Annotated in this window: 15 protein-coding genes and 1 pseudogene; 6 read left to right on the top strand and 10 right to left on the bottom strand. The window is 70.3% G+C overall.

From position 1 onward, the window contains the following. Window positions 1–113: 113 nt before the first annotated feature. From ABIE67_RS23210 to ABIE67_RS23190, 5 genes are all read right to left on the bottom strand, one after another. Complete coding sequence (locus tag ABIE67_RS23210; RefSeq protein ID WP_370260477.1) at window positions 114–530, bottom strand: DUF6233 domain-containing protein; 417 nt, start codon at window positions 528–530, stop codon at window positions 114–116. 33 nt (window positions 531–563) lie between these two features. After that, entirely contained in the window at window positions 564–782 is a 219-nt protein-coding gene (locus ABIE67_RS23205) for a hypothetical protein (protein ID WP_370260476.1), read from the bottom strand. 103 nt (window positions 783–885) lie between these two features. Beyond that, window positions 886–1935 carry an MASE1 domain-containing protein gene (locus ABIE67_RS23200; protein ID WP_370260475.1) on the bottom strand — a complete coding sequence of 350 codons (1050 nt, stop codon included), beginning with the start codon at window positions 1933–1935 and terminating at the stop codon, window positions 886–888. Further along, window positions 1932–2828, bottom strand: a complete 897-nt coding sequence (locus ABIE67_RS23195) for a PP2C family protein-serine/threonine phosphatase (protein ID WP_370260474.1) — start codon at window positions 2826–2828, stop codon at window positions 1932–1934. Before ABIE67_RS23195 ends, ABIE67_RS23200 begins: the two co-directional genes overlap by 4 nt. A gap of 176 nt (window positions 2829–3004) precedes the next feature. Next, the gene (locus ABIE67_RS23190; protein WP_370260473.1) at window positions 3005–6364 is read right to left on the bottom strand and encodes a SpoIIE family protein phosphatase; all 3360 of its coding nucleotides are present in this window, start codon (window positions 6362–6364) and stop codon (window positions 3005–3007) included. Window positions 6365–6527: 163 nt separating this feature from the next. Here ABIE67_RS23190 and rutA point away from each other — a divergent pair, with 163 nt between their 5' ends. After that, window positions 6528–7595, top strand: a complete 1068-nt coding sequence (gene rutA / locus ABIE67_RS23185) for a pyrimidine utilization protein A (RefSeq protein WP_370260472.1) — start codon at window positions 6528–6530, stop codon at window positions 7593–7595. Beyond that, on the top strand, window positions 7592–8296 hold the full coding sequence (locus tag ABIE67_RS23180) for an isochorismatase family protein (RefSeq protein ID WP_370260471.1): 705 nt from the start codon (window positions 7592–7594) through the stop codon (window positions 8294–8296). The genes rutA and ABIE67_RS23180 overlap by 4 nt, the downstream gene beginning before the upstream one ends. 247 nt (window positions 8297–8543) lie before the next feature. Here ABIE67_RS23180 and ABIE67_RS23175 read toward each other — a convergent pair. Next, window positions 8544–8901 (bottom strand): annotated as a pseudogene (locus ABIE67_RS23175) (GtrA family protein); the annotation flags it as partial. Between the two features lie 473 nt (window positions 8902–9374). Continuing rightward, the gene (locus ABIE67_RS23170) at window positions 9375–9857 is read right to left on the bottom strand and encodes a MarR family winged helix-turn-helix transcriptional regulator (RefSeq protein WP_370260470.1); all 483 of its coding nucleotides are present in this window, start codon (window positions 9855–9857) and stop codon (window positions 9375–9377) included. A gap of 83 nt (window positions 9858–9940) precedes the next feature. On the opposite strand from ABIE67_RS23170, the gene ABIE67_RS23165 reads away from it, so the two are divergent. From ABIE67_RS23165 to ABIE67_RS23155, 3 genes are all read left to right on the top strand, one after another. Beyond that, complete coding sequence (locus ABIE67_RS23165) at window positions 9941–10315, top strand: HGxxPAAW family protein (RefSeq protein ID WP_370260468.1); 375 nt, start codon at window positions 9941–9943, stop codon at window positions 10313–10315. 45 nt (window positions 10316–10360) lie between these two features. After that, window positions 10361–11233, top strand: coding sequence for a DUF2797 domain-containing protein (locus ABIE67_RS23160; RefSeq protein WP_370260467.1), 873 nt, complete (start codon window positions 10361–10363; stop codon window positions 11231–11233). A gap of 167 nt (window positions 11234–11400) precedes the next feature. Next, entirely contained in the window at window positions 11401–11796 is a 396-nt protein-coding gene (locus ABIE67_RS23155; RefSeq protein WP_370260466.1) for an antibiotic biosynthesis monooxygenase, read from the top strand. A 25-nt stretch (window positions 11797–11821) separates the two neighbouring features. Here ABIE67_RS23155 and ABIE67_RS23150 read toward each other — a convergent pair whose 3' ends face one another. The 3 genes from ABIE67_RS23150 to ABIE67_RS23140 are packed head-to-tail and all read right to left on the bottom strand — an operon-like array spanning window position 11822 to window position 13067. After that, entirely contained in the window at window positions 11822–12004 is a 183-nt protein-coding gene (locus tag ABIE67_RS23150; protein ID WP_370260465.1) for a DUF397 domain-containing protein, read from the bottom strand. Next, entirely contained in the window at window positions 11983–12183 is a 201-nt protein-coding gene (locus ABIE67_RS23145; protein ID WP_370260464.1) for a DUF397 domain-containing protein, read from the bottom strand. Before ABIE67_RS23145 ends, ABIE67_RS23150 begins: the two co-directional genes overlap by 22 nt. A 5-nt stretch (window positions 12184–12188) precedes the next feature. Then, the gene (locus tag ABIE67_RS23140) at window positions 12189–13067 is read right to left on the bottom strand and encodes a helix-turn-helix domain-containing protein (RefSeq protein WP_370260463.1); all 879 of its coding nucleotides are present in this window, start codon (window positions 13065–13067) and stop codon (window positions 12189–12191) included. A gap of 219 nt (window positions 13068–13286) precedes the next feature. Here ABIE67_RS23140 and ABIE67_RS23135 point away from each other — a divergent pair, with 219 nt between their 5' ends. After that, on the top strand, window positions 13287–13736 hold the full coding sequence (locus tag ABIE67_RS23135; RefSeq protein ID WP_370260462.1) for an ATP-binding protein: 450 nt from the start codon (window positions 13287–13289) through the stop codon (window positions 13734–13736). The last annotated feature ends 24 nt before the right edge of the window (window positions 13737–13760 follow it).

Raw genomic sequence — 13760 nt, 5'->3', positions numbered from 1 at the left:
CACACAGTCCAGAGGCCCCGGAGAGATCCGGGGCCTCTGGCGTTTCGGTTCGTATGGCAACGGCTCGATGGGCGTCCCCTGAAAGCGTGTTGGTGGTGCTGATCTTCCGCCCGCTAGTCCAGCATTCCCAACTCGCTGTCAGGGCGGCAGAAAGCGCACGGTTCGATGTTGGGGTCGGTGAGGGCGGCGCGGGCCTCGTGGGCACGGATCGGGTGGGTGCTGCCCTCGATCATCGTGCAGTCGGCCGTGTGGATCACGGCGGGTTCCGGGCCGTCGGGTGTGCGCTTCTGTTGGACGGCGAAGGCTCTGGGGTGGGTGGTGCCTCGGCCGGGTGCGGAGGAAGGGGGCGTCGGCCGGCGTCGCTCAGGGGCGTCGGGGTGGGGGCGTTCGTCGGTGCCGGCGAGTGCTGCCCGTACGGCTTCGCTCTGGAGGCGTAGGTAGATTCCCACGGTCTCGTTCTCGGCGATCCGGGTTTCGAGGTAGGCCAGGATCGCCCGGAGCCGTCGGGGGTCAGGGGGTAGCGCGGCCATCGCCCGTACCGTCGCCGTGCGCGGTGGAGTTCCTCACCTCCAGCTCCGTTCCCCATGGCCCGGATTCCGGAGTTCCCACCAGGCTGCCGGTGTTCTGCCGTGCTCCTGCCAGTAGGGGTGGAAGAGGACCGCGGTCGACAGTTTGTGCAGGCGCCGGCGCAGCTCGGTTCGGCCGGGGCGCTGGGCGAGCTGGTGGTAGGTGCGGCTCCACTCCTGCTGGGCCTGGACGAGATCGTCGGGGAACGGTCGCATGGTCGGATTCAATCATGTGTTCGATTTTTTGCGCCATCGCCATCGCCATCGCCATCGCCATCGCCGTTGCCGTCGCCACCGCACCCACCGCCGGCTGCGCAGCTCAGGAAACTGAGTCTCCTCCGGCTACCGGCCTGTCCCTGTTCCGGTCCCTGTTCCGGTCCCGGTCCCGGTCCCCGGGCATCTCGGGGGGCCGGTCCGGGACGAGTTGGGTCAGGGCTTCGGTCAGGTCGTCGCAGGCGTCCTGGAGTGCCCGGAGGGTCTGGTTCCGTTCGGTGATGACCGCCGAGAGCAGGAGGGCCGTCAGGGCCACGGTGCCGTTGAAGGCCTGGAGGATGACCATCTTGGCGAGGAGGTTGTGGCCGGAGAAAGGGCCCGAGCCGACCGAGCCCGCGTAGATCGCGATGAGGGAGGCGATCAACGCGCAGGGCGCGGCGCCGATGAGCTGGAAGCGGAAGGCCGCCCAGATCAGGAAGGGGACGACGAGGAAGAGGAGGTTGACCGAGCTGCGGGTGGCCACCAGGGCGACCGTCGCCGTGCCGCCGAGCAGGAGCAGTGCCTCGGCCCAGCGCAGCATGGGCGAGCCGCGGGGCAGGCGGGCGGTGCGTGCGGCCAGCAGGAGCGGCGTGATGAAGAGGACCCCCATGGCGTCGCCCGTCCACCACACCGACCAGGTCGGCCAGAAGTCGTGGGCCGTGAGCGCTCCGGACGCCACCAGGACGCCGGTGCCGATCGTCGCGCTGAGCAGCATCCCGACCAGGGCCCCGAGGAAGACCAGGGCGAGCGCGTCCTGCAGCCGGTCGAGAGCGATGCGGAATCCCACGCGCCGCAGGAGAAGGAAGGCGCAGACCGGAGCGATCGTGTTGCTCGCGGCGATGGCGAGGACGGGGACGATCGAGGGGCCGAGCGTCACGTTCACCACGAACGCCCCGAGCGCGATGGCCGGCCACATCCGAAGGCCCCACAGCATCAGGGCGACGAGGGCGATGCCGGTGGGCGGCCAGAACGGCGTGACCTGACCGCGTACGAGCTGCTGTTCGAGACCGAGCTTGGCGCTGCCGTAGTAGGCGGCGGTCACGGCAGCGAGCTTCAGGCCGTCGGCGCCGTACCCGCCGTACTGCCGGAGCCGCGCACCGGGCGCCACGCCGGTCATCCCGGGTCGCCGCTTCCCGACCGTTCCGGGTTGCCGCTTGCCGACCGTTCCAGGCCGCCGCTTCCCGGCCGGTCCCCGAGCTCTCCGTACCGCAGGACGAGGACCGCGGCGTCGTCGTTGTGGCCGGTGAGGTCCGCCACCTTGATCACCTGTGCGGCCAGCTCGTCCGGGTCGGTGCCGCAGGCGTCGCCGACCAGATCGGCCACCCTCTTCAGCCCGTCCTCGATCGGGTAGCCGGGGCCTTCCACCACACCGTCGGTGAGGAGGACGAACGCGCCCGCTCCGGTCAGCAGCCGACGGGACGAGGGGTAGTGCTCGCCGGCGTGGATGCCGAGCGGCAGGCCGCCTTCGTTCAGGACGATCTCGCAGCGGCCGTCGGTCGTGGCCCAGACGGCCGGGACGTGTCCGGCGCGGGCGTCGCTGAGCTCCCCGGTGGCCGGGTCGAAGCGCAGGAACGAGCAGGTCACGAAGAGCTCGGAGGCCATCGCCACGAGGAGGTCGTTGGTGCGCCCGAGCACCTCCGCCGGGTCCGTGGTGGCGGTTGCGACGGCGCGCAGACAGGTCCGCACCTGCCCCATGAGCGCCGCGGCCTCGACGTCATGACCCTGGACGTCCCCGATCGCGAACCCCACCGAGCCGTCGGCCATCACGAAGCCGTCGTACCAGTCGCCGCCGATGTCCAGCCCCACCCGTGCGGGCGTGTACCGTCCGGCCGCCCGCAGATTCGGCAGGACCGGGAGCTCCGCGGCGAGGACCTGGCGCTGGAGCGCCGCGGCGAGCTCGACGCGTGCCTGCTGGAACTTGATCTGGTCCAGTATCCGGCCGGTGAGGTCCCCGAGCTTCTGCAGCAGCTCTCTGGTGGCACCGGCCGAATCGGTGTGGCGATGGGCCATGGCATCACACCCCGGGTCCGTGCGGAGCGCCGCGCCATGTGCGGCGCTTTCACGGTACCCCGGTGACGGGAGGGTCTCTCCGGGAACAGCCATGCAACGGTGTACGCCGTCCACGTGGGCGGCGCGGGGTCGGCGTGGTGAGCGGAGCGGGGGGCGGCGGCGCGGTGGCGGCGTACCTAGAACTCCGAGTCCCCGAACGCCAGTGCGTCCAGATCGCCGTCGAAGTCCTCCCCCAGGCCCGCCACGCTCAGAAACATCTGCTCCAGCGCGTCCGGCGCCGGGCCGCCCCGTACCGCGTCCGGCGTCGGCTGTACAGCCTGTTCCGTCCAGATGCACTTGCCCGTCGGCGTGTAACGCGTCCCCCACCGCTGCGACAGCGCGGTGACCAGCTGGAGCCCCCGGCCGCCCTCGTCCGTCTCCGTGGCCCGGCGTATCCGCGGCATGGTCAGGCTGCCGTCGAAGACCTCGCAGATCAGGCTCGCGCCGTGGAGGAGCCGGAGGCGCAGGGGCCCCTTGGCGTGGCGGATGACGTTGCCGACGAGTTCGCTGGCCAGGAGTTCGGTGGTGGGGGTGAGGGCCTCCAGGTCCCAGGCCGCGAGCTGCTCGCGGATCAGGCTGCGGGCCTGGCCGGCCGCCCTGGGGTCCTTGGGCAGGGGCCAGGAGGCCATGCGGGAGGCGGGCAGTGCGTGCAGGCGGGCCAGCAGGAAGGCCGCGTCGTCGGCCGCCTGGTGGTCGGCGGGCAGAAGGGCGGAGGTGACGCGCTCGCAGAGGTGTTCCAGGTCCGTCGCCGTACCGTCCGCGTGCGCGGTGCGCAGGACGTCGGCGAGTGCCGCCATGCCCTCGTCCATCTCCCGCTTGGACGACTCCACCAGGCCGTCGGTGTAGAGCACCAGCACGCTGCCCTCGGGGACCGGGATCTCCGTCGTCTCGAAGGGGGGCTCCGCCGCGCCGAGCGGCGGGTCGGCCGACAGAGGCGGGAACACCACCGTGCCGTCGGGGTGCAGCAGGGCCGGCGGCGGGTGACCCGCCCTGGATATGGAACAGACGCGGGTCGTGGAGTCGTACAGCGCGTACAGACACGTCACGTACGACTCCTCGCCCATGCCGCCGACGATGTCGTTGAGGTGGCTCATGATCTCGTCGGGCGGCAGTTCGAGGTCGGCCAGGGTGTGGACGGCCGTGCGCAGCCGGCCCATCGTCGCCGCCTCGGGCAGGCCGTGGCCCATGACGTCGCCGACGACCAGGGCGACCTGCCCGCCGGACAGCGGGATGATGTCGTACCAGTCGCCGCCCACGTCCATGCCCTGGCCGGCCGGGAGATAGCGGGCGGCGGCCGTGCAGGCGGGGAGGGCGGGCAGGTCGCGGGGGAGCAGGCTGCGCTGGAGTTCGCGGGACCGGGTGTGCTCGGCGTCGAAGAGGCGGGCCCGCTCCAGGGCCTGGGCGACCAGGGCGCTGGTGGTGGTGAGGAGGGTGCGCTCCTCGTCGGTGAGGCGGCGCGGGTGGTCGAAGGTGACCGCGCAGATGCCGAAGGTGTGCCCCGAGGCGGTCAGCGGGAGCAGCGCCCAGGCCTGCTTGCCGGCGCGGGCGGGCAGGTCGGCCAGCTCGGGGTAGCGGGTGGCGAACTCCCGCGGGGAGGACAGGAACAGCGGCGTGCCCGCGATGATCGCGTCCCACAGCGGGCTTGGTTCCGTACGTTCGCGGCCGTCGAGGAGGGCGAGGATGTCCTCCGGGTAGCCGACGGACCCGACGGTGTGCAGCCGGTCGCCCTCGACGGCCTGCACCACCAGACCGGTCGCCTCGAACGGCGGCAGCACCCGGCGCGCGACCGCGTCCACCACGTCCTTCGACGTCGTCGCCTTGGCGAGCGCGGCCGTCAACTCCGCTATCCGTGCGGCCCGTTCGGTCGCGGCGCGCTCGGCGGACCTGCGTTCCTCCTGCAGCCGCCGCTTCTCGGTGACGTCGGTGAAGTAGATGGTGCGGCCGTCGGGGCCCGGGACGAACCGGAGGTGGCACAGGCGGCCGTTCGGCAGCCGTACGTCGAAGCTGACGGACTTCTCCGCGGCGGCGGCCTGCCGGCAGCGGATCTCCAGGCCGGGTACCTGCTCGGCGGCGGGCAGGTCCCACAGCAGGCGGCCGATCAGCTCCTCCTCGGAGAAGCCGAGGGTGCGTTCGGCCTCCAGGTTGGCGAAGGTGATCCGCCAGTCGTCGTCCATCGCGAGGAAGCCGTCGCTCATGTGCCGCAGGGCCCGGCTCAGCGCGTCACGGGCGGAGCGCGGCTCGTTGCTGTCCCAGCCGACGCCGATCATCCGGTGGGGCTCGCCGTTGTCGTCGTACGTCGCCCTGCCGCGGGCCTGCGTCCAGCCCCAGCTGCCGTCCAGTTTGCGCACCCGGTACTCGGCCTCGAACACGCCGTGCTCCAGGATCGCCCGGTCCACCAGCGCCAGCGTCGGAGCCAGGTCGTCGGGGTGGACGCACCTCATCCAGTTCTCGACCAGCCCGATGTAGTCCTCCGGCCGGGTGCCGTACAGCTCCAGCGCCGCCTCGTCCCAGAGCAGCTCGCCGGTCTGGATGTTCCAGTCCCAGGAGCCGACGCTGACCTCCTTCAGCGCCTGGCGCAGGCGTTCGCCGCTCTGCTCCGGCTGCACGGGCCGGGAGGGGCCGGCCGTCGGCGGTGCCTGGATCATGCGTTCCTCGGTCCAGGCGACGACGGAGCGCAGGAACTCCCAGTGCTCGGGGCCCGGTTCGCCCTGGTCGCCCATCAGGACACTGAGGGCGCCGGTGCTGCGCCGGCCCCGGTACATCGGCAGGGCGGCCAGGCCGGTGCCGGGCCAGGCGGCGGTCGGGAAGACAGCGGTGGCGGATGCGGTGGCGGATGCGGTGGGGCGGGGCGGGGAGCCGGTTGGGGAGGCGGCCGGGGAGCCGCCGAGCATGGAGCCGGTTGGGGAGCCGCCGAGCGTGGAGCTGGTCGGGGAGCCGACCATGGGGCCGGTCGAGGGGCCGGTCGATGAGCCCGTCAGGTCGCCGGTCGCGGAGTGGACCGTAGAACCGGTCGCGGAGTGGACCGTGGAACCGGTCGAGGAATGGGCCGGAGAGCCGACCGAGGGGCAGATCGGAGAACCGGACGCGGGGTGGATCGGAGAGCCGGACGCGGGGCGGGCCGGAAAGCCGGTCGAGGAGCGGGCCGAAGACCCGGTGGAGGAGCGGGCCGGAGAGCCGGCCGAGGGGCGGACCGGAGAGCCGGACGGGGAACCGTCCGCCTCGGCCGTGCCCCACGGGACCCAGACCCCGCCCCCCTCATGCAGCGCACGGGCCGGGGCCAGCGGCCCCTCCTGGTCGATGATCTCCCAGGCGCGGGTGAGGCCGGGCGGGAGACCGGCCGTCGACACCAGGCGCAGCGCGGACATCGGGCCACGGAGATGGATCATGCCGCCCAGCGCGCCCAGCTCGCCCACCGCGTGCTGCAGGGCCAGCCGGAAGACCTCGCTTTCCGCGACACCGGGGGCCACCGTGCCGAGCAGGGTCAGCCGAGCGTTCATGACGTGGACCCTACCGTTCCGCACTCAACCGAATCGATCGTTCGCAAGATCCTCACGCCCCGCACGCGGTCGGTCGACACGACGTCAACAGCCCATATCTAACGTTGAGTTGATGTACACGGCTTAGCATCACCCGGGATCCCCCGACCCGCTGAGGAGTGTCATGGACATCGGCGTATTCATCCCCATCGGCAACAACGGCTGGCTCATATCGAAGAGTTCGCCCCAGTACCTGCCCACGTTCGAGCTGAACAAGGCCATCGTGCAGAAAGCCGAGGAGCACGGGCTCGACTTCGCGCTGTCGATGATCAAGCTCAAGGGGTTCGGCGGCGACACCGAGTTCTGGGACCACTGCCTGGAGTCGTTCACGTTGATGGCGGGCCTGGCCGCGGTCACGGAGCGGATCAAGCTGTACGCCTCCACGCCGATCCTCGTCCTGCCCCCGGCGATCGTCGCCCGTATGGCCACGACGGTCGACTCGATCGCCCCCGGCCGCTTCGGCATCAACATCGTCACCGGCTGGGCGCCCGGCGAGTACTCCCAGATGGGCCTGTGGCCCGGCGACGAGCACTTCGGGAACCGCTACGACCGCGCCGTCGAGTACGTCACCGTGATGAAGGAGCTGTGGCGCGAGGGCGTCAGCAACTTCAAGGGCGAGTTCTACGAGATGGACGACTGCGTGCTGTCGCCGCGCCCGGCGGACGGGCACATCGACATCGTTGCAGCGGGCCAGAGCAACACCGGCATGCGGTTCGCCGCCGAGCACGCCGACTACAACTTCATCCTCGGCAGCGGCGTCAACACCCCGCTCGCGTTCGCCGACACCACGGCCACGCTCGTGGACGCGGCGCGCGAGACCGGCCGGGACGTCGGCGCGCTCTCCCTCTTCATGGTCATCGCGGACGAGACCGACGAGACCGCGCAGGCCAAGTGGCAGGACTACCACGACAACGCCGACCGCGCCGCACTGGCGTACATGGCGGGCGAATCGGCCTCGGACATCACCGCCGACGACTCCTCGACCGCCCGCACCATCGTGCTGCCCGAGGGCGCGGTGAACTTCAACATGGGCACGCTCGTGGGGTCGTACGAGACCGTCGCGAGGATGCTCGACGAGGTGGCGGAGGTCAACGGCACCAAGGGGATCATGCTGGTCTTCGACGACTTCCTGGACGGCATCGAGAACTTCGGCACGCGGATCCAGCCGCTGATGAAGAGCCGCCGGGCGTGACCGGTTCCGGGCGGCGGGCCGCGCGTGAGGAGGCGCGGGAGGAGTCCCAGGAGAGGTCCCAGGAGGAGTCCCAGGAGGACGACTACGAGCGGGCCGGCTTGGGCGGGCACCTCTCCCCCGGCACCTCCCCGGCCCTGCTCCTGGTGGACCCGGCGCGCGCGTACGTGGACCCCGAATGCCCTCTCTACGCCGGGGTCGAACCGGCCGTGGACGCGATGAGGGCGCTGCTGGCGGGCGCCCGGCGCGCGCGGATTCCCGTGGTCGTCACGCGTGTGCGGTTCCGGTTCGACGGCAGCGACGGCGGTGTCTTCTTCCGCAAGGTGCCGACGCTACGGGTCTTCGCCGAGGGCAGCCCGTACGGCGACTTCATCGACGGACTCACCCCCACGCCGGCCGAGTTGACGGTGACCAAGCAATACCCCAGCGCCTTCTTCGGCACCGCACTGGCGGCCTATCTCACCGCCCACCGCATCGACACCCTCCTCATCGGCGGCCTGACCACGAGCGGTTGCGTACGGGCCACCGCCCTGGACGCCATGCAGCACGGGTTCGTCCCGATCGTCGTGGAGGAGGCGGTCGGCGACCGGGACCCGGACATACACGCGGCGAACCTCTTCGACATCCGGCACAAGATCGGTGAGGTGTGGCCGACGGAGCGGGTCACCGAGTACCTGGAGGCGGCAGGGGGTGAACGGCGGTGAGAACGCAGCTATGCGATGGACGGGGTCATCGGGGAGTACGCGGGGCGGTGGGGGCCGGTGGTGAGGGCGTTGGGGGAGAGGGCCTTGACGGAGAGTGCCTTGACGGAGAGGGCGTTGAGGGAGAGGTCGTTGACGGACAGGGCACCGAGGGACTGAGCCGGGATCATCCGAGCAGGGCCGGCCTGAGCCGAGGCGGTCCGGGCCAAGGCCGTCCGGGCCGAGGCAGCCCGAGCCGGAGCCGCCTGCTTCCTCCGCTCGGCGAACACGAACAGCCGCAGCACCAGGAACCGGCCGATGCCGGCCAGCCCGGAGGCGGTGAGGTAGACGGCCTGCTCCCGGAGCAGCGTGGGAGAGGGCTGGACCGCGTGGAGTACGAGCATCGCGGCGGTCGTGGCCAGATAGGCGGCGACGGCCGACCCGGAGGCCTGCAGGTGTTGCCGCAGCCCCGGGCGGCGTCCGGTGCCGAAGGTGAACACGGCGTGCAGCTCGGTGCACAGGAGGGTGGAGGCGACGGTGATCAGGGCGTTCGCGAGTGCCCAGGGCATCGCCGTGGCCAACAGCGGCACGGCGGCGCTGGAGAGGAGCCCGACACCGCCGCCGCACACGACGAAACGGACGAAGGAGGAGAGGGGGCCGGGCTTGGAGGGGGCAGGCTTCGAGGGGCCGGGCTTCGAGGGGCCGGGTTTCGAGGTGCTGGGTACCGACGGGCTCGGCACCCAGCTTGCCGCCGACGGGCTCGGCATCGACCGGCTCGGTATCGACGGGCGCTGCGACATCGACGGGCGCTGCGACATCGACGGGCGCTGCGACTCCATGACGGTTTCCTTCCGGGCGGGCCTGTCCTCTGAGGGACTCAGCTCATCCCGGCGCGGCTTCAGCGGTGCCTCAGTCGGGCTTCAGCCGGTATCAACCGGGCTTCAGCCCGAGTCGACCGGTTTCAGCCGGGATCAACCGAGGTCCACGATTCCGTTGTCCGCCCGCGAAAACGATGGAGTGCTCTACCGGACCGATGGTGGGGCAGGCTCCACCATGCGAGGTCGGGTGCGCCTCCCGACCGGCGGCCCGATCAGACCTGCCGTCAGCCCTTGTCCTGGCCGCGGAGTTCGTCGATGTAGTCCTGTGCGAGGCCCGTCGTGCGGGTGAACCAGTCCGTGAGTACGGCGATCTCGTCGGCGGAGTAGTCGGCGAAGAGGTCGATCAGACGGGCGTAGTAGGGGCCGTAGAGGGCCTCGACCCGGGTGACCGCGGAGGGGACGGCGGCCACGCGGACGCGGCGCCGGTCGGCCGGGTCGGGGCGGCGGGTGACGAAGCCGGCGCGTTCCAGGCGGTTGAGGATGCCGGTCATCGCGCCGGTGGTGACGTGGGCGTGTTCCGCGAGGTCGCCCGCCGTGAGGAGGTTCTCGCCGGCCTTCAGGACGCAGCCGAAGCAGAGCAGGTCGGTGATGTTCAGGCCCAGCCGCTGGGCCATCTCCTGCTGGCCGAGCAGGTGGGCCGCGATGAGGGAGTCCATCGCGTCCAGCGCCTGGGCCGGGGTGGCGGTGGGACGCGGCTTGGCTTGCATCTTTTCGGATTGCCTTAGCTCGTGAGAGATTTAGTCGCTAAACTTCTTACATTGTGAGGGATCCCGGGAGAGGGAGCAGGCACATGAGCCAGTATGACGAGGGACATACGGTCGCAGGATGGACCGGAACCGCGATCGCGACGATCGGTTCCGCCGTCGTGGGGGCGGGGATATGCATGGTCTCGGCCGTGCTGATCACAGGCGGGCTGGGCATCGTGGCGGTGAGCGTGCTCATCACCTGGGGCCTGCACCTTTCCGGCTGGGGCAAGCCGCCGGGTGTACGGCCTCGGGGCCAGTGGCGGATGGGGACGCGCGACCTGAGCGCGCGGGACGGGCATGCGGAGTGCTGGTCGTGCCGGCTGGCGGGACGGGGACGGCGTGCGGCGGCGAGGGCGACGGAGGCCGTGCCGGTCGTCGTCACCGGGGAGCAGGAGCCGGCGGTCGCCGAAGCGCGTTGAGACGGGACGGGCGTTGTCAGTGCCTGCCTCTAGGCTCGAAGAGCGATGGCACAGGCGTGGAGATGCTCGGGTCTGCGATGGTCGGCGGACGGCCCTGAGCTGGCATGGGACGGCGGCCGGCGCTCCGCGCTGACCTGGGGGAAACGGGTGGCCTTCGGGGTCGCGGAAGGGGGCGTGCGGACATGCCTGGGAGCGCGGGGGCATGCCTGTCCGGTGCGGGCGATCGTGCCCGGGCGGAGTACGGGGGCGCGCTGCGAGGAGTGCGCGCGGCTGGACCGGGCGCACTCGGTGGCCGCCGACACGATCGCGGACGATCCGCGCCCGTACCACGTATATCTGGCCTGGTTCGGCCCCGGCATGACCAAGGTCGGCATCACCGCCCTTGAGCGCGGCTCGGCACGGCTGCTGGAGCAGGGGGCGATCTGCTTCAGCTGGCTCGGCGTCGGCCCGCTGATGGCGGCCCGGCGCACCGAAGAACTGCTGCGGGCCGCACTCCGGGTGCCGGACCGCCTCCCGTACGCCGCCAAGCGGGCCGTACGTTCCGCGCTGCCGGCGTCGGCGGCGGAGCGGGCGGCCGAGGTGGCGGACCTGCACACCCGCGCCGTCGCCCTCCCCGCCTGGCCGGAGTCACTCGACCGTGAGCCCTGCCAACCTGTCGATCACGCCGGGGTGTTCGGGCTAGCCGATCTCCCTGCCGCTGTCGGAGAGGTGACCGAGCTTGTCGCGGGCGGGGTGGTGAGCGGGCGGTTGGTGGCGGCTGCGGGGCCGGATCTGCATGTGGAGACGGGCGGTGGGGTGGTTGTCGTCGATACGCGGCTGATGCGGGGGTGGGAGCTGATTCCGGCCGTCGGTGACGAACTCTCGCTGCCTCTGCGGGCGTTCAGGGAGGACGTGAGCGTGCAGGACGGGTTGTTCTGACCGGCGCCAGCAGGTGACTGCCTCGCCCTCGTCGGCCTGGTAGCGGCAGGCGGCCGAGGTGCTCATAGACCGCCGGCAGCGGGGACGGTAAAGAGTTGGATCCCTCCCGGATCCCTTTCGGCAAGGAACCTGGACGCCGCGTGGTGCGGGAGCCGACCGTAGGTGACATGAGTGATCACCGCATAGCACCTGTCGTTCCTGTCCCCGTCTCCGTCCCCGTCCCCGCTCACGAACCTCCGTACTACGCCGTCGTGTTCACCTCCGTACGCACCGACGGGGAGGGCGGATACGGCGCGACCGCCCAGCGCATGGGCGAGCTCGTCAAGGAGATCCCCGGGTTCCTCGGCGAGGACTCCGCCCGCGCCCCCGGCGGTCTCTCGATCACCGTCGCTTACTTCAGGGACCTCGCCGGCATCGAGCAGTGGCGCGATCATGCGGAGCATCGTGCGGCCAAGGCGCACGGGCGTGCGCACTGGTATGAGCGGTACGCGCTGCATATCGCCAGGGTCGAGCACAGCAGTGGGTTTGAGCGGGAGGCTGCTTCGGACCGGCCAGTCGGGTGAGGCGCGGCCCTCGCCGCACAGTGCTTCAGCCGTGCTGTGAGACCAGGTGAAGGAAGGCTGTCCAGGTCCCGGGCCTGAGTCGGAGTGCTGGTCCGTCGGCGTCCTTGGAGTCTCGGACGGCGACGGTGCCGGCTATGTTGCGGGCGACTTCGATGCACTCGCCGTTGCCGCTGCTGTAACTGGACTTCACGAACTCGGAGTACGGCACGGTTCACAATCCTGCAGGAAGGCCGTCCAGGCTCCCGGCGTTATTCGGAGTATCGCCCGGTCTGTGTCCTTGGAGTCGCGGAGGGCGATGGTGCCGGGGATGTTGCGGGCGACTTCGACGCATTCCTGGCCGGCGTTGCCGCCGCTGTAGCTGGACTTGACGAACTCGTATGCGGGCATGCCGACTACATCTCCTTCAGGATCCCGTCGATCAATCTGACCGAGTTGCGCTGTGCGAGGCTCAGCCGCGTGAGGCGCTCGAAGAGCCCGTTGTGGTGGTCGGCATCAGTATTGCTCTCCAACCAGAGGGTCGACGAGGCGGTATCCACGTGGACTACGTCCAGCGCGCCGGGCTCGGTGAACGACACGATGGTGAAGGCGCTGGTCATGCCTGGATGGGCACCTGCGAGATAAGGAAGCACCTGTAGCTTCACATTCGGACGCCGCGCCAAGCCCAGCAGGTGCTCCAATTGGGCCCGCATGACGTCCCGCCCACCGACCAGCTGCCGCAGGGCTGCCTCGTGGACGACTGCCCAGAGCTCCAGAGGACTCTCGCCGTCCAGCCGAGCCTGCCTGGCCATCCGGGACTCGACGAACGGCTCGATCTCGTCCGGGTCCTCCCAGTGACCGTTGCCGACCGCAAGCGCTCGCGCATAGTCCGGCGTCTGCAACAAACCTGGGACGATGGCCAGTTGCCAGGTGCGGATGTTGGTCGCGATTTCTTCGAGTGCCACGTACTCGACCATCGACTGCAACTGTGGGTACTGGTTCCACCAGCCGTGCGCCTTGCGTCGCTCACGGTCCGCCTTCGCGAGCGCCAGCAGTTTTCCGATCACGACCTCGTCGTTCTGGCCGTACAGATGACACAGAGCCCGGACGTCGGGATCGCGCATCGGCACTTGCCCGCGCTCGATCTTCGCCACCTTCGTGACGGATGCGGTCAGCGCCTCGGCTGCCTGCATCTGACGTAGACCGCAGGACTCCCGCATGTGCAGCAGCTCGCCACCGAGTCTGCGTCCGAGCACAGTCGTGATGGTTCGTCCGCGGTCAGGGTTGTTCCCCATGCAGCGATCCCCCTTGATGAGTCGACTCAGTCTGTAGTCCCCTGCGAGCAACTCACAAACTCGGCAGGAAATTTTCTGCCGACGTTCGATTGCTGCCACATCGGCTATGCGCCTACCGTAGGTACTCAATCACCCACTAAGCGACACCAGTTGGCGGAAGTGCACCGTGCTGCCCGCACGGCGAAGCCACCCCAACCACCAGCCCACCGGAGGAACCGCATGACCGACTCCTGCCCTCCCGGAATCCCCACCCTCAAGGTCAAGTCCTACGACCGCTACGACACCGTCAGCTACACCCCGTACCCCCGCAACATCCCCCTCGCCCGCCGACACGTCGTCCAACTCGCCGTCGACTGGGGTCATCCCGGCGTCGCCGATGACGCGGCGCTACTGGCAAGCGAGTTGTGCACGAACGCCTTACTGCACGGCTGCCTGCGGGATCGCCTGTTCCGTGTTGAGACGTCCCTCACCGGCAAGGCGCTCCGAGTCGCCGTCAGCGACCCGAGAGGCGAACGGCTCCCGGCCACCCGTACCGCCGACCCCGGTGACCAGTTCGGCCGCGGTCTCCTCCTCGTCCGTACGTACGCCGATCGATGGGCGGTCGAGAAGCTCACCGTGGGCAAGACCGTCTGGGCGGAAGTCGACATCCCTAGGAGCTTCGATGCGTAGCGTGCTCAGCCGGCTCAGAAGATG

Origin of the sequence: Streptomyces sp. V4I8 (genome assembly GCF_041261225.1) — a bacterium.
Classification (GTDB): Bacteria; Actinomycetota; Actinomycetes; order Streptomycetales; family Streptomycetaceae; genus Streptomyces.
This window is presented reverse-complemented; position numbering and strand designations above follow the sequence as displayed.